The following is a 20,953-nucleotide window of genomic DNA, read 5'->3' on the forward strand; positions in this document are numbered from 1 at the left end:
GGCCTTCATCAGCGAATAACCAATGGCGAAACCGCGGTGACTGCGCGTGAAAAAGTGTGCTAACCGGCAGTGAATGGCGCTCAATTAATAACGGGCAGTGACTAAAATTTCGTCTTTCATCATGAGCATAGCATAGCCAGCGGCGTATTGGTCACTGAGGGTAATGATTCGCAACAAAAGAAAATCAGCGCGGGTAGGGGATAGCATAGGTGAGTTTTATTGTGTGACTTGTGTCACAAAAAATTAGCTTTTGCTCAACAGAGGTGTACAATTCACCACCATAAGGCAGGTCACTGCCAGTAAGACAAGATCAACTCCATCGCGTCATTCAAAAGTAAAACCAAGGTGAAAAAAGTGCGTAACTTATTTAAAAAAATGCTGGCGGCTTACCTGAATACCTATAAAAACGTGCCGCCTGGCGCACTGTTCTAGAATCTGTGCTATGCATCGCATAAAACAGGCCGCCAATATGGCGGCCTGTTTATTTATGGGGCTAACTTGTTTTGAGAACCAACGTAACGTGATTCTGAGTCCGTTCCCCTTTTCGTAGTGATACTATTTCGTGCTGTAGACCGGAACCGCCGTTACTTCTGGTACAGCGTCAGTCAGGTAAGCGCCGGCTGCACTGCTTTTGACTTCCTCTTCATCAATAAAACCATAGAACACGCCCTGCGACGCGGAAACGCCGCGAATTTCTGCATCTCCACGCATCTGTGCATTGCCTGACAGCACAATGCCGCGTTCATAGGCTCCTGGCCCCATGAAGACCGTATGCAGTCGCGCGTTATCGCGCACGATAGTATTGCCCTGCATTACTGTCAGGCCGCTGACAACGGCGCGTCCTTCCACCGTTCCGCTCAGAATCGTTGCACGATCTTCAATTCTGGCGTTATCCCTCACCGTACCGCCGATCACGCGAGCATAAGGCCCGACGTATGCAGTAGGGGCGACATTGGCAGAGTTAGACACCCAGCCGCCGCCGTTTGCGTGGCGAGAACCGTTAGCGGTTGGATTCGGTGCGCCGGGTTGACTTCCTTCAGGCCAAACGCCAGTGAAATCAGCCATCCACGGGTAGCGATAAAGAGAGTAGTAAGCCTGATCCCACTTGATTTTCTGCATTTGCGACGGTGTACCCATCACCACCATGTAAATACCGCTATCGTCCTGTCGGATGGTGAAGTTTTTCACCGTGGCAGACGCGCCGCGCTGCAATTCGCTGTAGCGTGAAACGCCATCCGAACCGATAGCGACAATACCCCAGCGCCAGTCGGAATTCGGCTGTGGCATCGTTGCCGGATCGTTTTTCAGCCCAGGGAAGCGGGTAATGGCCGATTTGCTCTGCACCATGCCACGGAATTTAACGGTGATTTTCGTCGCACCACTTTCTGGAATCAGTCGGACGATGTTGTAGCCTAACTGCTGCGGAGCCTGATCGAACGGTACGGAGAAGCGTCGTAGGCTAGCATTGGCACCAGCAACCGGCTCAAGCGCGGTGGTTCTCAGCAGGCGGTCGGCGTTATTCTGGTTGGGTTGGACTGCACCATAACTGCCGTAGGTTGAACGATAAAAACGACCACGATCGAAGCCGTCTGGATCAATGTAATCCCAGTTGACGTTGTGCATCGCCCAGTCACCGAAGGTATCGTTGAATTCAGACTGGCTCCAACCCATGTTAGTACGCAGAACGGACAATGGATCGGCGGTAGACTGTCCGCTTTCGCCCCCTTTCGGCGCTTTTGACCACATGTCGTTGATGGCGCTATAGCCAAAGCGGTTCTTCAGATATTCCATAAACTGCCAGTTGCAGTAACGGTTACGTGTTGAACCCAGATAAATATGTGAATAGTTGACCTGCATTTCTGAACAGTGTGCAGACGTACCGCGGAATTCATCCATCTGGTGCGTCATCCAGTTCGCGTGGGATTCCCAAATCCAGCCAACGTAGTCATCCCCGCCCGCACCCTGGAAGCCGCCAGTTTGCCCTTGTAACGCATGGGTAAATTCATGCGCCAGTCCCCAGTTGTCCTTCAGCGATGCTGGGCCGATCCACATTCCCATGCTGCCACCGCCAGCAATACCGCCGCTGAGTCCAAAAGTGGGATCAATGTGAATATTGGCTTTATATTTTACTGTCTGCTTGCAGTAAGGCTCGGGGTATTGAATTTGGTTAATGAACTTATCCCAAATTTGTTCCAGTTTCTGCCCAGCGGCAACCGCATCATTACGGTTAACGTCGTTATTATTCCAGCGGAAGGCAAAGTGCTCAGTCTGGTATTTTACGGAAGGCATATCGGTGATGGAACTATTTACCTGCCAGTTACCCGCGACGCAAGCTTCAGCGGCATTTGCCGTATTGACCATCAATGCGCCACTTAAAACGAGTAGACAGTTTAGCGGCGTGAGAAGTGTTTTTATTTTTGGCATAAATCCTTTTCCTAGCATGAATATTGCTAATCAGCCTTATTATTTCACGAGAGGGGATTCCTCGTTGATATATAAGACCCCATCCTATATGTCCGTCATATTGCAAACTGCCCGTGCGTTACTGCTACATGCAGTTAGAATTATTCAGGAATTATTTTTGCTTAAGTAAAAAATATCGACCTCTGTAGAAAGGGGTCGATTGGATTATAGATTAATTTTATCTTGTTACCTATTTCATTTTAAATTTTGGTTATGTTCTAGTTTCCTAAAATGAATGTGGTTATTGGTATAAATCTTTATTAGCCAATAAAGCAGACTGGCTGCCAGTAACGAATTAAACGCTGGCACGCCCCATTCAAAGGCTAATCCGACGATGGCACCGGCAATGCTGGCAATAATAGCCGGCCAGCCAATCAGCGGCGTTTGTGCGATATCGGGTAGTTGGCCTTCGGCACGGCTGGTGTCCAGCAGCGTTCTGTGAGTGCGCAAAATATAATAATCAACCAGCATCACGCCGATAATGGGTGGAAACAGCACGCCCAATAGCGTCAGAAAATCGATAAAACGGTCTAGAATACCCGCGACGGATAGCGCGGTGCCGATGAGGCCAATCACCAGCGTTATCGAGACATAGCGTAATTTTTTCCCCGTGACGCCCTCTATGGCATTGGCGATTCCCAAAGAGGAGGAATAAAGGTTGATATCGTTCACCCTCAATGTCGAAAATATAACGGCAATTAGCCCGATGCCACCAGCCGCCTGGGACATGATCGTCACGACATCTGCGGTATTGAGTGCGCGGGCAATAATGATGGCGAGGCCATTCACAATAAACTCCCCGACGATAATCGACAGCATCGTCATCCAGAACACGTGTTTTCCCTTTTGGGAATAACGCGTCATATCTGGAGTAATTAAGCTGGCGACGATGCAACCGCCTACTACCATCGTCGCGCCAGCACTAATGGAAATGACCTCGCCGTTAGGCGCTGAGGCGATCAGTTCAGCAATATTGTGGCCTGAGAGTGTCATTATCGAGATATAGCCGATAACGATAATAAACATGGGTACGGCGATTTTGGCCGTGAAACGTAATGCTCTAAAACCAAAGGCAACCAGTAGCGTTAGCGCAATACCGGACAAGGCGGCAGACCAGCCAAAGCCGAGCTTATCCGCCATCGCAAAGTTAAGCGCTTTGGCGAAAACGGCATTTTGGACGCCGAACCAGCCGATAAGGCTAATGGCGATAACCAACCCAATCAGGACTGAACCCATACGGCCAAAGCCGCACCAGCGTGCGAGCAGGCTTCCCGACATGCCTTCTTTCATTCCCGCATAGCCAAGCCCCACAGTCACTACGCCAAAGATGGCACTGCCAATAAATATGGAGAGGAACGCCTGACTTAGCGTCATTGAATGGCCAAGTACCGCACCTAGCATAAACTGGTCTAGCGCGGTTAACATGCCGATATGCACTAATGCCACGTTTAAGAAAGGCAGCCTGACATTTAGCGGAACGCGGCTGACGGGGTAATCATCTATTTTTTCCATGTAGATATGTTCTCTTATATAAATTGAATGCCTTTCTCGATGAGAGAGTTAGGAATATAACCATCGATTCCCAGATGGCGACAAAACTCCTCAAATTGAGGTAATGAGTGCGCCTCTGCCTTTTGATACATGTTATATATTCTGTTTTCGATTGTTTTGGGTGATACGTTCATTTTTCTTGCGATTTCTTTATTTGAAAAACGCTGTAATATCAGAAATATAATATCCAATTCTGATTGGGTGAAAATGCTGGTAGTTAACTCGGTTTGTAATGTGGTTGGCTTCTTTTGGTCTATGTATATAAGTGGAGACCTTGTATCCAAAGGCCTGGCATTCCACATAGTCCCAATACAAAGCTTATTCTCATCAAAAATGGGGATTTTTTCACTGACGAAGGGGGTCAGCGTTTTCTTTCCATACCAATAGTGTGTTTCGATCACGGTTACGCGCTGTTCACTATTTTCTGTCATCCTGTCATGTTCTTTTAAATCGTCGGAAAGCTCCGCCCAACTGGCAGGAAATTCATCATCAAGTCGTCCTTCAATATCAAAACCCATCGGTGTGTTGGTATAAAGGTAAGCGGCTTTATTCATGTAAACATGGCGTGATGATAAATCTTTAATACCCCATGGTTCATTTAAACACTCCATCATAATAATCAGATTGCGAATATAATCAGTCATGTTTGTTTTTGATGATGGCATCCTGCCCTCCTTAATAGGTCGGGATTAATTCAACGAATTAATTTAGCTAAATAATGTCGAGTATGCTTGTGTGCATACCCCGGCAGGTTCCCATACTCGGTGTATCCCAGTTTTTCGTAGAACCCCTTAGCCTGGAATCCGAATGTATCAACGTAAGCCTGATGGCACCCACGTTTTAATGCTTCATTTTCAGCTTTTTGCATAAGTTTACGGCCAAGACCACTTTTACGATACGCCTCACTGACCCAAAGATATTGAACTTCCAATGCTCCCCACCAGGTTCTGGAAATTAACCCTGCGATAATGTTATTTTCATCATCTTTGAAATTTAAGAAGAGCGGGGAAATATCAACAGACTCGTACTGCTCATTGTGTTTCCAAAGGCTTTCTATTACAAATTCTTCTTCATCTGGCTCTGGTGTGTCAGTAACATTCAAATTCATTACAATAAACCTCATTATTAGCACGCTAAACTATACTTCCAATATGAATATTTCTTTACCATGTTAAAAATATTTAGGCAAGGGTGAATTTCACTCGTTCTTACGTCGCTATATTGCTCTATGATAAGAAACATAATCTGATATTTATTGATTATATGTTGATAAAAAAAGAAATTAAGTCCGTATTTGCCTCGCCAGGGAAAATACCAGACTATTTATAATAAAAATGTATGTTGTGTCGAAAAATATGTTTTTTATGAGTGAGTTACTCTTCGATTCTTCCCCTTGACTGGCTTATCACACAGCTCGGTTTGTGCCAGCGAAATGCATTACCATTTCGCTGGCCCTCCCACCCTTTAATTCCCTCCACATAGCGTATGTTGTGCCATTGCAAAAGGCGACATTGTTATTGTTCTCATTGAATTGTTACGGCTTCTCATGACGCTGTTCTGGTTGAACGTTCGATAGCGCGCTATTTTGCGATTGTCCAGTATGGATCTTTTACCCGCGACACTGGCTGCGCTGTGACCACAGAATCGGTAAATGTTTCTTTTTTAACACTGTCTTGTTAACGATATGGTGATTTGTTCTTTTCTATCTGACTGCATTTCAATGACATTGACCATTTTATTGAAATAACAATAATAATGCGTATAGTTATCATTTTCCTTCCTGTGCAAATGTTGACAAGAAACGCATCAGCATCTCGCCAAAATCATCATTCGTTAACCAAGGATATACCATGTCTTTTGGAGTTACTCGCGCCGGGAAAACGCGCGTTTGTGATTCTTCGCTGGCCGGAGCAAAACCATTCGGAGTTTCTCTTCTCGCCCTGTTGATTTCTGCCTCTTTCCTGCCTACTCAGGCTGTTGCCGAAGAAAATCCCGCCTCAGGCGACACACTTGTCGTCAGCGCTAACGCCAATGCGAATGCAGAGGCCAGCGATCCGCAGGATTACAGCGTGAAAGTCACTAGCGCCGGAACGAAGATGACGCTGACGCCGCGTGATATCCCGCAGTCGGTGAGTGTTATCAGCAAGCAGCGTATCGAAGATCAGAACCTGCAAACCATTGGCGAGGTGATGGCGAACACGACGGGTGTGTCCTCTAAAATTATCGACTCCGAACGTGCGACGTATTTCGCTCGTGGTTTTCGTATCACTAACTATCTGTTTGACGATATTCCGACGGTGGTTAACGAAATCTGGGATTTTGGTGATTCAGGCTCAGACACGGCGATCTATGATCGTATTGAAGTGGTACGCGGTGCGACGGGACTAATGACGGGAACGGGTAACCCTGCTGCTGCGGTGAACATGGTGCGCAAGCATGCGGACAGCCGCGAGTTCAAAGGCTCGGTATCTGGCAGCTACGGTTCATGGGATAAACAACGGATGGTGGCCGATCTGTCTGCGCCGTTGACGGAATCCGGTAACGTGCGCGGGCGCGTAATTGCGGGCTATCAGGATAACGACACCTGGCTCGATCGTTACCATAGTCGCAAGAAATTCCTCTACGGCGTGATTGATGCTGATGTCACCGATTCCACCACGTTGTCGCTTGGCTATGATTATCAGGAACACAACACCGATAGCCCAACTTGGGGTGGTTTGCCAACGTGGTTTACCGATGGCAGCCCCACGAATTTTGGACACAAATTTAACTCCGCGCCGAACTGGAGTTATTCCGATAAAACGTCGAGAAAAGTGTTTGCCGATCTAACTCAACGCTTTGATAACGGCTGGCAGGTGCGTATGAACGGGACGCATGGCGAAACCAACTTCGATTCCAAGCTGATGTATGCCAATGGTTTCCTCGATAAAGATACCGGAATGCTTGTTGATCCGTCTGGCTTCAATACTGGAGCCTATGGTGGATGGAATAAGGGAACCCGTAAAGTTGATGCGATTGACACTTACGCCTCTGGACCGTTCGAGCTATTAGGACGCCAGCATGAGCTGGTGGTAGGCGGCAGCTATAATCGCCAACGTAGCCAGTTCTATAATACGCAATCGACGATCAGCCCGGCAGATATGGGCAATTACTATAACTGGAATGGCAATATTGCCGATCCAGCGTGGGGACCTTGGGCAGATTATGAACATTCAACCACGCGTCAAAAATCGCTCTATGCGTCGGCGCGTTTCTCTCTAGCCGATCCGCTGCATTTGATTGCCGGTGCGCGTTATACCGACTGGAGCATCATTGGTTCGACGGGTGATACCAGCAATAATCGCGTGACGCCTTATGTTGGTCTGGTTTATGACATCAACGATACCTGGTCGACGTATGCCAGCTACACCGATATCTTCCAGCCGCAAACGCAAAAAGATATTAATAAAAAGTATCTGTCTCCTACTACGGGTAAAAACTACGAAACGGGTGTTAAGGGAGACTGGTATAACAGCCGCCTGACTGCCTCGGTATCAATTTTCCGCATTGAGCAGGATAACTTGGGACAATCAACGGGAATCGCGATTCCCGGCGGTGGCGGTGAGTTTGCCTACCGTACAGTTGATGGTGTTGTCAGCAAAGGGATCGAGTTTGAAGTTAATGGCGCGGTGACGGATAACCTGCAAATGACGTTTGGCGGTTCGCGCTATGTGGTTGACGATCAAGATGGTAAGTCGGTCAACCCAGAACAGCCGCGCACGTCGTTCAAGTTGTTTACCCGCTACCAGTTACCAACGCTGCCGGAATTAACCGTTGGCGGCGGCGTGAACTGGCAAAATGGCATCTGGCAGGAGGGTTCCGGCCCGCAAAATACCACGCTGCGTGCCGAGCAAGGCAGCTACGCATTGGTTAACCTGTTTAGCCGCTATCAGGTCACTAAACAGCTGGCGGTACAGGCGAATATCAACAACCTGTTTGATAAAGAGTACAGCGACTACCTTGCGCCTTATGCCGTGTATGGCGCGCCGCGCAGTGTCTCTATGACGGTTAACTATGCCTTTTAAAGATTAAATGCATGTTTTTTTTAAAGTTTAAGTGCATGCATTCTACATCGTAACTCAATGATAATCCCCGCCGACAGTCTCGGCGGGGATTTGATCAACGAACCAGTGAGGGTCGTTTGGCGTTAAATGACCAGTTGGGAATTAAGAATTGCATACCAAGCGCGTCATTACGGTTTTTATCCGGTAGTGACTGATAAAGCCTGTGTGCTTCCTCTACTCGTTTCCTATTCAGGGTAATTCCTAATCCCGGTCCTTCAGGCAAATGTAAGTGTCCTTTGTCAATGCGCGGTGCTTCATGGGTGAGCTGCTGTCCATCCTGCCATATCCAGTGCGTATCAAACGGTGTAATGCGTTCGCCCGGCGCGGCGGCACCTAGATGAGCGACCATGGCGAGCGATATATCGAAATGGTTGTTGGAATGACAACCCGTAATCAATCCCCATTCGTGGCACAACTGCGCTACGGTATTGGCATTACGCATGGTCCAGAAGTGCGGATCGGCCAGCGGGATATCGATAGCATTAAGCTGGAGTGCGTGATTAAGCTGACGCCAATCGTTAGCGATCATATTGGTTGCGACAGGAATGTTGGTGGCGCGTCGGAATTCTGCAAGCGTCTCTCGGCCAGAATAGCCATTCTCCGCGCCGCAGGGATCTTCCAGATAAGGAATTTGACCCTGTAGCTCCCTCCCCAGTCGTATCGATTCATCCAGGGACCAGCTTGCGTTGGGATCTACGGTAACCCGCGAACCTGGGAAGTGTCGCAGCAGTGCTTTTACCGTCTCAACCTCTTTTTCACCGTTATGTACACCGCCCTTGAGTTTGAAATCGTTAAAACCGTAGAGATCGCTAGCGGCTTCCGCCAGACGAATCACGCCGTCGCTGTCCATCGCTGCCTGATGGCGTAGATAAAACCAGTCATGCTTTCCGGTTTCACCGGGCAGGTAATTCATATCGGTTTTGGTGCGATCGGCGATATAAAAAAGATATCCCAGGATGGGAATCGAATCGCGCTGTTTACCGCTGGCCAGAAGTTCCGCGACCTGAAGGTTTAAGAACTGCCCGGTCAGATCCAGCAGCGCAGCTTCTGTCGCGGCTATCGCATTATAAAATTTTTCCGGGTTCATCTGCGGAATATGAATCGCGGTGTTGTCGTTCTGCCCGCTGCTCAGATTACGCTTATCGCTTTTAAACAGCGTACTCAACGTGGTGTTCATTTTGAGTAACTGTGTCCCTTCTATCTGCGGGATGACGTCGTTTAGCAGAGTGAGCGTGCTGGAATGGCAGGGGCATTCTCCCACACCGGTATTCCCCGCGCTGTCTGTCAGTGTCACCAGAATCCGGGTGAAGTAGCAGTTGTGCGCGCCGCCAATATTCAAAAGCATACTGTCATAACCGGCGACCGGAATGACCTCCATTTTTTTAATGATAGGGCTGTCAGACATTGCGATGCTCCATAGGTTTGAGTGAGCTGGGTGGCGTGGCGTGTGTGCTACGCAGTAGTAAGAAAAGACCGGTAACGACGGAGACGCAGGTTAGGGAATAGAGGCCGCCTGTTGTACTGCCGGTTTTTAATTCCAGATAGCCAAATACGGTGGGCGCGACGAAGCCCCCAAGGTTGCCAATGGAGTTGATCAGAGCAATACCCGGCGCGACGATGGACGCAGGCAGATTGCCCTGTGGCATGGGCCAGAAGAAGGTCGCGCTGACCTTTGAACCAATGCAGGCAACGATCATGGCGAAGAAGCCGAACCACGGCGATCCGATTGTTGCCATAAAAGTACCGCAGGCTGCAATGAGCATGGCGACCCCCAGCGCTTTGGGTAAATGCTGGCGATGTTTGTCGCTGAATTTGCCAACCAGGTTGATGGCGATAATGGCACACAGCCAGGGAATAGCGGTAAGCAGGCCGATGCCGAAGCTACTGAACCCCTGAATACGTTGGATAATCTGCGGAAGCCAGAACACCAGCGTGTAACCTGTCATCGTCATGGTAAAGAAGATCGCGCAGTAAAACAGCGTTCTGCGGTCTGTGAGTAAATTCAGTTTCCCCGTGTGCGTTTGCTGCGCATCGCGTTCCATCTCTTCCTGCTGTAGCTGTTGCTCCAATGCGAGCTTCTCTTCTACGCTGAGCCAGCGGGCTTTATCGGGGCTGGATACCAGCACAAAGGCCGCCAGAATCCCTACAAGAATCGAACCGATACCTTCCAGAAACATCACCCATTTCCAGCCCACAATGCCGAGGAAATCATGCATCATCAGGATGCCGCCCGTAATCGGGCCAGAGAAGAGAAACGCCCCCGCACTGGCACTGAGTATTAGCGCTGTTGCCCGGCCACGCCAGGCGTTAGGCACCCAGAGCCGGAAGTAATACAACACGCCGGGGAAGAAGCCCGCTTCGGCTACGCCGAGTAAAAAGCGCAGGACATAAAACTGGGTAGGGCTGGTGACAAAGCCCGTGGCGACTACGACGGCTCCCCAGGTAATCATGATGCGAGTCAGCCATACCCGTGCTCCGTATTTCTTCATCATCAGGTTACTGGGTATTTCAAACAGCGCGTAGCCGATAAAGAAAAGCCCTGCGCCAAGACCAAATGCCGCCGCACTGATGCCGGCATCGGTCTGGAGTTCTGCTTTTATAAATCCGATGTTTGACCTATCTATCTGATTAATAATCAGCATAATGGCCAGCATTGGGATAATACGTTTGAAAAATTTGGCGATAGCTGAGGCGAGATGCGCCTCTCTGGTGTGGGTAGATGATAGGCTTGTTGTCGTTGTCACTTTTTACACCTCTCGTATGTAGGTTACGAAAGTGTTATAGAAAATGAGTGAAAGGTATGACTATGTGCAGATGCCTAGCATACGTTGGGCTACTCCACAGTGATGGCGAAAATGAAGGCGGCCAGCCCAATTAGGAAAAGTGAGGAAATATCACGTCTGGGACGGAGGTCACAGCCTGATGGGGGATGAGAGTTCGACATTGGCGCTTTTTATTCGCTTGCTAAGGTAATGGAAAAAACAGGCTATTCACCCGTCATCATTTTTTGGAATATTTTCACAGGGATTAAGAAATGAAGTGTTTAAACTGCGATAACGATGCGCGTCAAGAGTCTGGTTTGTGTTCAGCGTGTGAAGAGAAAGAACAGCAGAAGATTAACGGTATTCTCTACCTTCCGGCGCTGGGGATTATTCTTTCTGTCATTACGACGCCGTTCTCACTGTATGACATTATCAATGCGATGATTATTCACTTTAAGAACACTGGATTCCTCGGCTATTACGCTTTGGCTCTGGTGTTTTTCCTGCTTGCCATGTTCGCACTGGAAATTTTCGCCGCAATGAGCTTCTTCCGACGTAAAAAACGTACGCGGAATGTCATGGTTGCCTACTATCTTGTTAGCGCGGTGCTGGTGGGGTATATGACATTGCTACCGGCTTACTTGTTTGAGGTTAAGCTCGATACTGGCGATATTCGCGCAATTGTCTCTTCGGTCTTCGGCATTGCCGTCTGGATCCCGTATTTCCTGTTCTCGAAAAGAATTCCGCTGGTATTTAGTCGCTAACACATGCGTTTAGCCGCGTGCCGCCAGTGTGTGGGAAAGCACATGGCGGCACAGATCTTAGCCTCGTTATAAATAGCTCAAGGTGAAGTTCGCCGTTGCCACAAAATCACCGGATTGAATCAGGTCGTCGCGTATCTTTTCGATGCGAGCCGAAAAGGGAATGGCGTTGTCCCCGCTTTGCAGCACAACACTACCCGTGCTGTTGTTGATGCCGACCAGTTTGTTTTCATGATAAATGCCAATCGCGATGCCTTTGGCACCGGATGGGGTGTCCAGCGCCAACCGCTTTGGTAATAACGGCTCTTCTTTTCCTGAAAAGCGGATCGTGGCGTTTTGGTAAGTATCCAGATTGCAGTCCGTAAGGTTAATCGTGAAGTCATGCCAGTCACCGTAACTATTGGCTTTTAAATAGCGATCGGAGACTTCGCTCATGTTCACCACAATGGCTTTGCTCTCCGAACTCACATTGCAGGCGGCGTTGACGACTAAAACGTGAAACGTCACTTCATGGTCGTCCATTGATGATATCTGTTGCGCGATGGACGACCCCGAGGGCAGAGTCAGGATGCCGAGTGTGAAAGCGAGCCATGCGCCGCGTGGTCTGGCTTTTATTACCGTGTTGTCATTTTTTATCATCGTTGCGATCTCGCGTATGAAGACAGATTAATGATAATTAAACCGCAGAATAATATTTTTCTCGGTATCGCCTACCACTGCGGGACCGGAGGCGTAGAGCTTGGCTGTATAACGCCGTTCAAGCATGCCGCTTGATGCCGTCAGGCCGTCAACCAGACCGATGAACTGGTTAAACGTCACGTTATTGCCGCTACGCATATCTTCGATTTTTAATGTGGCACCATTTCCCATATTCATGCCGTCTACCCCGACGAGCGAATTTCCCCGCGAAGAGGCATCGAAGTTGATGTCCAGATCGAATCCCTTACCGCAGTCTTCTCCACCATCGGTCGATACATTGATGTGGAACTCCGTTTGCGCCAGCGCATTCGCTTCCGTACCTGACCATGCTCTAACCGTACCAAAATCGACATAACTATCGGGCGAGACGTTGATCTTCGCCGCACACTGCATAATTTCGATGCCGTGTAGCCCTGACAGGCTTAGACCATAGTTGCTGTCGGGCTTATTGTTGATGCCTCCTTCTCCGTCAATCTGGAAGACGCGCAGTGAATCCACTCCTGCCGTGGTATCGGTGATATTCCCCGTTTTTTGGAGATAGAGTTGCACCGTGACATTGAGCATGGTCGGGTTGGACGGCGGTGATGAACCATTGGGGCCCGGCAAGATCCACTGTCCTGTTGATACGCGAGATGCGGAGGTGCCGCCATTAGTAATCACGCCGAGATCCTGTCCGTTATAGATGATGCCAATCCCAACACCTTGACTGATGACACTGCCTTCAGGATTAGGGTAGAAATAGGACAGCTCACCCTGTGGGCGCACGGATTTATACGCCCAGCAGGCCAGGCTGCGGGCATAGGGTTTTGACGTCCAGAGGCGACTGCCAATAGGCAAGGTTGCTGGGATTTTTAGCGTACCTATATCCTCGTGATCGGCAACGGGGCCGGTCACTGTGCCCAACCGGCATTCCAACGCACTGGCGTTAAACGCCGTTAGGCCGAAAAAGAACGCCGCGCAGAGGGCGACATAGCGATGTTGACGAACGGCTAACCAAGACATGGCGGATATCCCTGTAACTTATTTACGGATTACGGGCTGACACTGGTTTTGTGCGCAGGTAAAAGGCAACTCCAGATGGCCGCCGTAGTCATTCACGTAGTACAGATAGAAGCGATCGACCGCACTGTCATTCACCTCAACCGAGAGGGTTGAGCGTGGCGCGACCATAAAGGCATTCCCCTTCAGCAGGCTGGTAGGGTTGGCGCGCGTCGCTTTGGGCTGTTTCAGGATGCTGCTTACCGTGATGTAGTACGGCGTTGGGTTCTCTACCTGAAAGGTGTTTCCCGTTTTTCTGACGATCAGTTTTTCCTGCCATATTTCGTCTTTGGCTGGCTTTACGCTACGGGGGCGGAAGAACACCTTTATTTCAGACTGAATAGCTATCTGTAGTACGTTAGGTTTTTCCGCTTTGGGGGGGATTTCCCGAACGTTAAGGTAAAACAGCGATTCGCGATCGGTAGGTAATTGGGTGATTTTTTCGGTTTTGACCAGACGGATCAGGCTATATCCTTTTGCTTCGATGCGCTGTAACGGCGGTAGCACCATTAGTGGTGTGCTCACCTTATTGTGGTGCTCGTCTGTCAGCCACGACTGCGCCAGAAACGGGTTCTCCGCGTTTTGATTCATCAACATGATTGTCGCGGATTGCTCATCATCGTTAAAAATAACGCGGGTGCGATCGAGGCTCAGGGCGCTGTAGGCCGATGGCATCAAAAACAGGCAACCGATGATGAATCCTGCTACTCGCCGATAAGATGGGTATTTCATAACGTACTCTCCGGGCTTCTCTATATTTTTCGCGCCGCTTATTTACAGGGAAGCAGCAGCGCATCAAGGTGATTTAAGGTGGCGGGCAGGGTGATGGAACACTGGGTTCTCCCCTCCCAGATGACGGACAGCGTTTCGTCAGGTGATACGCCCGTGATATAGGCTTGTCCACCGTTGGTAACCATGGCGATATCGCGGCCTTTCTGGTTCTTGATCTGGGCGGCGAACGGAGGATATTTGCCATCGGCCAGCGCAATGTGTGCCATGACTTTTGCTCCGCTAACTACGTCGAATTTGCGGTAGCCAATCGCGCCTTCGGTCAGCGTGCCCTGAACCACCGTCGTCATGGCTTCAATATTTTGCGGTAATTTCTGCATATCGATGCGGGTCGACACATCGTAGTAGCTACTGCTACCAGCAATCACGGCCAGGCCATAGCGGTTAGTTTCGACCTGACTGCCAGAGAACGGTACGCCCGCTTGTTCCGTATCGACCATGATGCGAGTGCCGCCCTGATTGCCTTTCGGATGTGCCGCGACGCCGTGGCGGGTTGCGGTAATCCCTCCGCGCAGTGAGCCGTTCAGGTAGGTATAGCGGTCTTGCTGCCAGGCGACGCCCACGGTGGCATCCGTCATCGGTGCCAGATGGGTATAGTTGCCACTCAGGTAGATGTTTTCTTTGCTGTCGTGCCGAGTGCTCAGATTCCAGGTACGACGCGGATCGGCGTTATTGGAATAGGTCAGCGCTTGATTGCTGCCGTCGTTATAGCGTCCCATGCTGTAGCTCAGGCGATCTTTTTCTCCGAGTGGAATAGAAAAACTCAGATACAGGCTGTCATCGGTGCGGCGGTTGAATTCGGTGCGGTAGGCCGATAAGTTCGCAGAAATTCCTTTAAATGCGCCGATATCAAGGTACTTGTTGAGCGAAATTCCGTAGCGATCCTGCTCGGCTTCATTCCAGTAGGTTTGGCGCGTATAGGTAACGTAGGTCGATAGCCCGTTCAGCAGCGAGGATGATTCTTGCGTCGCGAAGTTTTTTGAGAGCGTAATGGTGTAGCGCTCTTTTTCATTGCGATAGCGGTTATCAAGATTCAGCGCATAGAGATACTGCGCCATGCTCATGTAGGTCTTCTCTGAAAAGCGATAGCCGGCAAAACTGATCTGGCTATCGATCGAATTGAAATATTTAGACCAGTTAAGCGAAAACGCATGCCCCATTTGCGACGAGGACGTTGTCGGAAGCGTCGCGCGCGACTGTGTGATATCTGCGGACAGTGCGCCCAGCAGGTAGAGGTTTTTCCCTATACCTGCCGACCAAGACTGGTAGCCATTGGACAAAATGCTGCCGCCGTACACCGACCACGCGTTGGATAATCCCCATGAGGCTTCGGCAGCAGAAAAGGCTGGGCCTTGTAGACGATGGTTGGTGTTCGAGGGTTTACCTGCGGCGAGTTTGTACTGCACGTGTCCGGGGCGCGTTAGGTAAGGCAGGTTGGCCGACTCGGTCTGGAACGTCGTTACCGTACCGTCTTCTTCCGTCACACGGACATCCAACGTCCCGCTGACGCCGTTTTTCATATCCTGAATCGCAAAAGGGCCAGCAGGAACGGTGGTTTCATAGATCAGCCTGCCATTTTGCGTAACGGTCACTGTTGCGTTTGATTTGGCGACGCCGCGAACTTCGGGCGCGTAGCCACGCAACGAAGGGGGAAGCATGTTCTCGTTGTTGGCTAATGACGCGCCGGTAAAGCGATAGCTATCAAACAGATTACTGCTGAAATACATTTCACCCAGCTTGAGATCGGCTGACAGGGTGGGAAGCGGACGATAAGCGTAAAACTGATCCCACGAGAAGCTATCGCGATTCGAGTTGCGCGATTTTTGCAGAAAATAGCGGTAATCGGCACGGTAGCGCCAGGCTCCCTGATTAAATCCGGTCGTGCCGTAGCTACTGAGATAGTGTGATGTGCCTCTGCCATTGGTATCACGGCGTACGTTCCCGACGAGGTTATAATCTAGCAGCGCGCCGTTGATGCCGTGATCCCATTGTTCGGGCGGAATCCAGTTGCGATCGCTGTACACCAGCCAGGCTTGAGGAATGGTAATATTTAGCGTTCCCATGCCTATTTGATTCGATATTTTGACGCCAGCAATTGGCGTCAGATCGACACACGTGCCGTTATTCCATAATTCAACTTGGTCGCGTGCTTCTTTTTTCAGTGCCAGTTTATCGACGAGTTCAGTCGAGAGGCAGGCCGTTGGTCGAGGGCGATGATTACCTTCCGGCAGGTAGCTAATCATCTGCTGCTGTATTTCACGTGCGTTTACTTTTATCGATAAAAGATAGGTGCCAGGCGTGACGTATTCGGGGTCGGAAAAATGGCTAAGATCAATGTCACTACGTTCATCGACATCCAGTACATTAATGTTAAATTCCGTTGCACTGAGCGATGTTGTACTCAAAGAAAAAATAAAAATACCATAGTGAAATAATGCGGGTTGTATTTTTTCTTTGAGTGTAATGTTCTTCATTTCCATAGGAATATATGCTTAAGCAGATGCAGCACTGTGGTGTCCATTCATGTCAAACGACATGTGGAATAAAGAAAGGGTATAGGGGGAGGAGACCTCCCCGTTTGGTTACCGATACCCTGTTGCTAGCGCATAAATATTTTATTGATAAGACACAACAAAATTAGCTGTGCTGGAGAAAGCCCCTGTAGTTATTGTTGGTGATTGACCTTCCTGTGGGGTTGGGAGTTTGGCGACATAAGACGTGAAGGAGAAAATATTATCTCCGTTTGCCAGCGGCGTAGCAGGAACGGCTGGTGTTGTTCCGTCGAATTTAATTTTTTCGCCGATACGTTCTACGGCAATACCTGCACCGGTTGCACTGCCGTTTAATGCCAGCAGCTCATTATTGGTGCCTGATGCCGCGCCGCCGGAGAAAACAATTTTGGCGCTGGTTGCGGTATCCAGACTGCAATCTTTTAATGTGATATCAAACGGCTTAATTTCTGAGGTGCCGCCGTTTTCCAGCACGGTTTTGCTGATTTCGCCAAACTCAATAGTTTGATGCAGATCTTGCTGAGAAACTGAGCAGGGCGTATCAATAATTTTTCCTTTAAACGTCACCGATCCATTATGTGAATCTGCGGCATAGGCACCGACAGAAAATATCACGGAGATGAGGGATGCCAAGGTGATTATTGATGGTTTCATATTATGCTCTCTCTGTTGGTTACTCTATTTAAAAGATGATCGCTACGCATGAGTGCTCACCGTATTCATACATAACGGATAAAACCTTCTCTATTGATTGACTGACGGCTTACCACCTTTCATGTGGTGGATATATTTCCCAGCCTGTCCAGTTGATTGCTCTGGAACGAGGTGAATAGTAATGATGGTTGATTTTATGGTCAAATATATTGCTTTAAATATATTTATTTAGTCTATGTGTTTTAAATTTACAATTATTTAGGTTTTTATTCTGTTGTGTGTTTTCTTATTTTTGGTTTTATTCAAGGGTGGAATATCATTTTTAGATATAAATCATGTTAATTCAATACGTTATTTTAGGATCTGTTTTCTGTTCCATGATAGTGTGAAATGGTTGTTTTTTTATAAAAATAATGAAATGTCTTTTTGTTTAGACAGTGACTAAATGAAAGTTAAATAATCTTTGACAATAAATGGGTAAGTTTTTATCCTTGCCGAAGATAGCATCGATAAGACTATGTATATAATCGATTTTACTTTTATAGATAACCTATTTTTGTTTTGTTGCAGCGATTTTTCAGACTATTCCGTAGGTTTTATGATCATAAGAAAGCGTATCTATAATCTTATTGTAACAAATGAATAGTGCCTCTAATCTTGATGGAAAAAGGTCGAATGGTTTATTTGATTAATGATTTAATCATTTTCAACGAGGGAGAGGGGACACTGGCATGGATAGAACGTGAAAATGAAGCAACCTCTGTGAATTTTCCTATTTCACGATTGCTCTGCTTATTAATAGAGAATCAAGGGGTAACGCTAAGCCGTGATTTTTTGTTAACGGAGGCACTGGAAAAGCATGCGCTTTGTCCTTCTCTTAATAATCTCAACAATTACCTCTCTCTACTAAGGAAGGTATTGCGCGAGTTTGACCTTTCAGATTCGATAGTGACTATTCCTAAAATGGGTATTGTCTTTAACGCTGAAAGTATTGTTTTGCATCTTAAGAAGGATATGGGAGAGGAAGAGAAAGAAAAGTTAAATCAGGAGGCTGAAGATGAATTTGGAGAAAATTTCTATGAAGAAAAAAAGCCATTTTCTATAGAACATCATGCTATTCCTGAACCAGTAAGAAAGCAGCAATACATCAAGTTCCTTCTTATCTGGGCAGCGATAGTCGGGGTTTTCCTGCTCGTGCTGGCGAACGTAAACCGTTTCTCGTACCGACACCTTGCCGACGTGAAGATGAAAGGGAAATGCGATCTTTTTTATTTATATGACAGCGTTGGCTATCCTCTCCCTACCGACTATGAAAATCTGTGTTTAGATAACACATTGTTCTTCCTGTCGAAAAAAATCGTTATATCTGAAATGCTGGATAAGAAGTGTGAAATCGTTATTTCCTGCAAAAAAGATGGGAAGAGATGTGTAACTTATGTTAATAATTAAAGTCAGGAAGAAGATTTTTTGCACCATGGTGGTGCTTTTTATTTCATTCTCTCTGGGGATCGTTTTTTATTTAAAAAGCAATTTATACAGAAAACCGCTGATATGTCAGGCGGAGGTGAAGATTAAATCAGAAGAGCCGCGCGTCAGAAAGGAATATGACATCTATTTTTATCTTAATAAACAAAATAGGGCGCTGGTTTTGGTCAACGGCTTTTACATTGGTGAAAATGACGTACCGCTGACGATCCGGCGCACGTTCAGTTTTGATTCTGTTTGGGAGGAGAACCGGCTGGTGGTGAACAATATCGCGATGAATAAGAATGTTAATGATAATTCACCCGATGAGGCGATCCCTATCCTGGCTGAAAATGATGTCATTCAGTTTGAAATGCTGACGAAGCATGTTTATCTGATTAGCACCGTTCAATCAAAGATGGCATGCAACATCCGCGATTAATGTGTGTTGGAATAGCGCGTGTACACATTAATCGTTGTACGCTATGTGCTGCTTATGCACTTCACAACACACGTTGTATAAAATCATCAATATCTTCAATTGCTTGCTGAAAATCGTCAGGCGCTGGGTTAATAATCAGATGGTCAGAATAGCCGTTTAGCAGTGCGTCCAACTGGCGGGAGACTCGCTGGGTATCGGCACTTTTAAAGGCTCCGGACGCAACGCCTGATGCAATAATGTTTTCCAGTAAGGCAGACCACTTCTCTGTCATCACATGGGCGAGCGCTGCGTAAGCAGTATTGTGAATCGCCAATTGCCATAGCGATCCATAAAGATTCCAGATGACGTCAGTGGTATCTGGCAGATAATTTTTCACCAACCCGTGCAGTTTCTCTTTCGGTGCTAGTGTGGCGATTTCTGCCGCGACGTCTTCCAAATCTTTCTGCATAAACACCGTTAACGCCTCAATCGACAGCGTCTGCCAGTCAGGAAAGTAGTGATAAAGATGGCTGCGCGAAATGCCGACGTGCTCTGCCAGTTCGCGCGTTGTCACTTTCTCTATGCCTTTCTCAATAAATAGCTCGATTGCGCCATCAAGGATTTTGTCTTTTAGCGCTTTCGTCGTCTCTTTCATTACTGTCCCCGTGTTGACTTTGAGCAAGTGCTCAAATACAATTTTTGTTCTTGAGCGACCGCTCAAGTATAACTCTGTTAGATAGTATTCTCATGCAAACCCATAATATCAGCGAACCGGTCAAGGTATCGCATAGTGCTGCTGTCACCCTTAAAAAACTGGGAAAGCTGCATGGCAAAAAACTGATTCTCACGCTGCTGTTAGTCGTGGCGGAGAATGTGACTTATCTGCTCTATCCTCTGATGGCGGGCTTCGCCATTAACGCGATTATGAATGCTCAGCCTTGGCATGCGATATTGTATGCATTGATGGTTTTTATTATGTGGGCGATTGGCGCAGCGCGACGGAGTGTGGATACCCGCACGTTCGCCCGTATTTACGCTGCACTGGCGGTGCCGGTTATTCTGGTGCAGAGAAAAGAAAACCACAGCCACTCGACCATTGCGGCGCGAGTGGCGCTGTCACGCGAGTTCGTAGATTTTTTTGAAATCCACCTCCCAGTGCTGATCACGTCGCTGGCGTCGATCATCGGCGCGGCCGTGATGCTGCTGGTGATTGAATCCTGGGCGGGCGTTGCCTGCATCGTCATTCTGCTGTTTTTTGCCCTGTTCTTGCCAAGTTACACGCGGAAAAATGAAGTCCTGTTCGGCAAATTAAATAACCGTCTGGAAAAGGAAGTTGGCTTTGTCAGCAGTGCGACGGCGGCTTCATTGGCCAAACATTATCACGTGCTGGCTGGGCTGCGTATTCGCCTGTCGGATCGTGAGGCACTGGGTTACTTATCTATTGGTGCAGCGGCTGCCGTGCTGTTTTCGCTGACGATCCTATATATGACGCTTAACGGCGGAACGAACGCGGGACATATCTATTCGGTAATGACCTATATGTGGATGTTTGCCATGAGTCTTGACGACATGCCCGGATTGTTAGAAAAATATTCGCAGCTAAAAGATATCGGGAAGCGCGTGGATACGGGCGTGGTATGAGTGTTTCCTACGTGCGGTCTAAGTTCGATAATTCGTCTGTTTTTCCTTTAAATAAGAAACCCAGCGCTGCGGCTGGGTTTCTCAATCCGTGCTCAAA

The 20,953-nt window shown here is 48.1% G+C and carries 18 protein-coding genes; 6 read left to right on the top strand and 12 right to left on the bottom strand.

Features of this window, described 5'->3' with window-relative positions:
- Positions 1-375 precede the first annotated feature (375 nt).
- Complete coding sequence (azuC, locus tag DCX48_17870; protein ID QXE17294.1) at positions 376-432, top strand: stress response protein AzuC; 57 nt, start codon at positions 376-378, stop codon at positions 430-432.
- A gap of 123 nt (positions 433-555) precedes the next feature.
- Here the strand turns inward: azuC and DCX48_17875 are convergent, their stop codons facing one another.
- The 4 genes from DCX48_17875 to DCX48_17890 all read right to left on the bottom strand — a co-directional run bounded on the left by DCX48_17875 (position 556) and on the right by DCX48_17890 (position 5,122).
- Complete coding sequence (locus tag DCX48_17875) at positions 556-2,424, bottom strand: avirulence protein (GenBank protein ID QXE16216.1); 1,869 nt, start codon at positions 2,422-2,424, stop codon at positions 556-558.
- A gap of 234 nt (positions 2,425-2,658) precedes the next feature.
- Complete coding sequence (locus DCX48_17880) at positions 2,659-3,975, bottom strand: cytosine permease (protein QXE16217.1); 1,317 nt, start codon at positions 3,973-3,975, stop codon at positions 2,659-2,661.
- A gap of 14 nt (positions 3,976-3,989) precedes the next feature.
- Positions 3,990-4,679 (bottom strand): helix-turn-helix transcriptional regulator, encoded by a 690-nt coding sequence (locus DCX48_17885; GenBank protein ID QXE16218.1) that lies wholly within the window; start codon positions 4,677-4,679, stop codon positions 3,990-3,992.
- 29 nt (positions 4,680-4,708) lie between these two features.
- Positions 4,709-5,122 (bottom strand): N-acetyltransferase, encoded by a 414-nt coding sequence (locus DCX48_17890; protein QXE16219.1) that lies wholly within the window; start codon positions 5,120-5,122, stop codon positions 4,709-4,711.
- A 742-nt stretch (positions 5,123-5,864) separates the two neighbouring features.
- Between DCX48_17890 and fhuE the strand changes: the two genes are divergently transcribed.
- Positions 5,865-8,078 (top strand): ferric-rhodotorulic acid/ferric-coprogen receptor FhuE, encoded by a 2,214-nt coding sequence (gene fhuE, locus DCX48_17895; protein QXE16220.1) that lies wholly within the window; start codon positions 5,865-5,867, stop codon positions 8,076-8,078.
- A 94-nt stretch (positions 8,079-8,172) separates the two neighbouring features.
- Here the strand turns inward: fhuE and gudD are convergent, their stop codons facing one another.
- Together gudD and DCX48_17905 are read right to left on the bottom strand one after the other, a co-directional pair.
- Positions 8,173-9,522 (bottom strand): glucarate dehydratase, encoded by a 1,350-nt coding sequence (gene gudD / locus DCX48_17900; protein QXE16221.1) that lies wholly within the window; start codon positions 9,520-9,522, stop codon positions 8,173-8,175.
- Positions 9,515-10,861, bottom strand: a complete 1,347-nt coding sequence (locus tag DCX48_17905) for an MFS transporter (protein QXE16222.1) — start codon at positions 10,859-10,861, stop codon at positions 9,515-9,517. Before DCX48_17905 ends, gudD begins: the two co-directional genes overlap by 8 nt.
- Before the next feature lie 290 nt (positions 10,862-11,151).
- Here DCX48_17905 and DCX48_17910 point away from each other — a divergent pair, with 290 nt between their 5' ends.
- A complete protein-coding gene (locus tag DCX48_17910) occupies positions 11,152-11,643 on the top strand; it encodes a DUF2569 domain-containing protein (GenBank protein ID QXE16223.1) in 492 nt (163 codons plus the stop codon).
- Positions 11,644-11,709: 66 nt separating this feature from the next.
- On the opposite strand, the gene DCX48_17915 is transcribed toward DCX48_17910, so the two are convergent.
- From DCX48_17915 to DCX48_17935, 5 genes are all read right to left on the bottom strand, one after another.
- Positions 11,710-12,279 carry a type 1 fimbrial protein gene (locus tag DCX48_17915; GenBank protein QXE16224.1) on the bottom strand — a complete coding sequence of 190 codons (570 nt, stop codon included), beginning with the start codon at positions 12,277-12,279 and terminating at the stop codon, positions 11,710-11,712.
- Positions 12,280-12,306: 27 nt separating this feature from the next.
- Positions 12,307-13,341, bottom strand: a complete 1,035-nt coding sequence (locus DCX48_17920; GenBank protein QXE16225.1) for a hypothetical protein — start codon at positions 13,339-13,341, stop codon at positions 12,307-12,309.
- Between the two features lie 18 nt (positions 13,342-13,359).
- Positions 13,360-14,109, bottom strand: a complete 750-nt coding sequence (locus DCX48_17925) for a molecular chaperone (GenBank protein ID QXE16226.1) — start codon at positions 14,107-14,109, stop codon at positions 13,360-13,362.
- Positions 14,110-14,147: 38 nt separating this feature from the next.
- The gene (locus DCX48_17930; protein QXE16227.1) at positions 14,148-16,646 is read right to left on the bottom strand and encodes a PapC/FimD family outer membrane usher protein; all 2,499 of its coding nucleotides are present in this window, start codon (positions 16,644-16,646) and stop codon (positions 14,148-14,150) included.
- Between the two features lie 135 nt (positions 16,647-16,781).
- The gene (locus DCX48_17935; protein QXE16228.1) at positions 16,782-17,330 is read right to left on the bottom strand and encodes a type 1 fimbrial protein; all 549 of its coding nucleotides are present in this window, start codon (positions 17,328-17,330) and stop codon (positions 16,782-16,784) included.
- Positions 17,331-18,005: 675 nt separating this feature from the next.
- Here DCX48_17935 and DCX48_17940 point away from each other — a divergent pair.
- Together DCX48_17940 and DCX48_17945 are read left to right on the top strand one after the other, a co-directional pair.
- Positions 18,006-18,779, top strand: coding sequence for a CadC family transcriptional regulator (locus DCX48_17940; GenBank protein ID QXE16229.1), 774 nt, complete (start codon positions 18,006-18,008; stop codon positions 18,777-18,779).
- Positions 18,766-19,236, top strand: a complete 471-nt coding sequence (locus tag DCX48_17945; protein QXE16230.1) for a FidL — start codon at positions 18,766-18,768, stop codon at positions 19,234-19,236. The genes DCX48_17940 and DCX48_17945 overlap by 14 nt, the downstream gene beginning before the upstream one ends.
- Positions 19,237-19,297: 61 nt before the next feature.
- Here DCX48_17945 and DCX48_17950 read toward each other — a convergent pair whose 3' ends face one another.
- Entirely contained in the window at positions 19,298-19,870 is a 573-nt protein-coding gene (locus tag DCX48_17950) for a TetR family transcriptional regulator (protein QXE16231.1), read from the bottom strand.
- Between the two features lie 92 nt (positions 19,871-19,962).
- On the opposite strand from DCX48_17950, the gene DCX48_17955 reads away from it, so the two are divergent.
- Positions 19,963-20,856: a hypothetical protein gene (locus DCX48_17955; protein QXE16232.1), complete on the top strand. Its 894-nt coding sequence runs from the start codon at positions 19,963-19,965 to the stop codon at positions 20,854-20,856.
- Positions 20,857-20,953 lie beyond the last annotated feature (97 nt).

The sequence above is a fragment of the Pectobacterium atrosepticum genome (assembly GCA_019056595.1).
Lineage (GTDB): Bacteria > Pseudomonadota > Gammaproteobacteria > Enterobacterales > Enterobacteriaceae > Pectobacterium > Pectobacterium atrosepticum.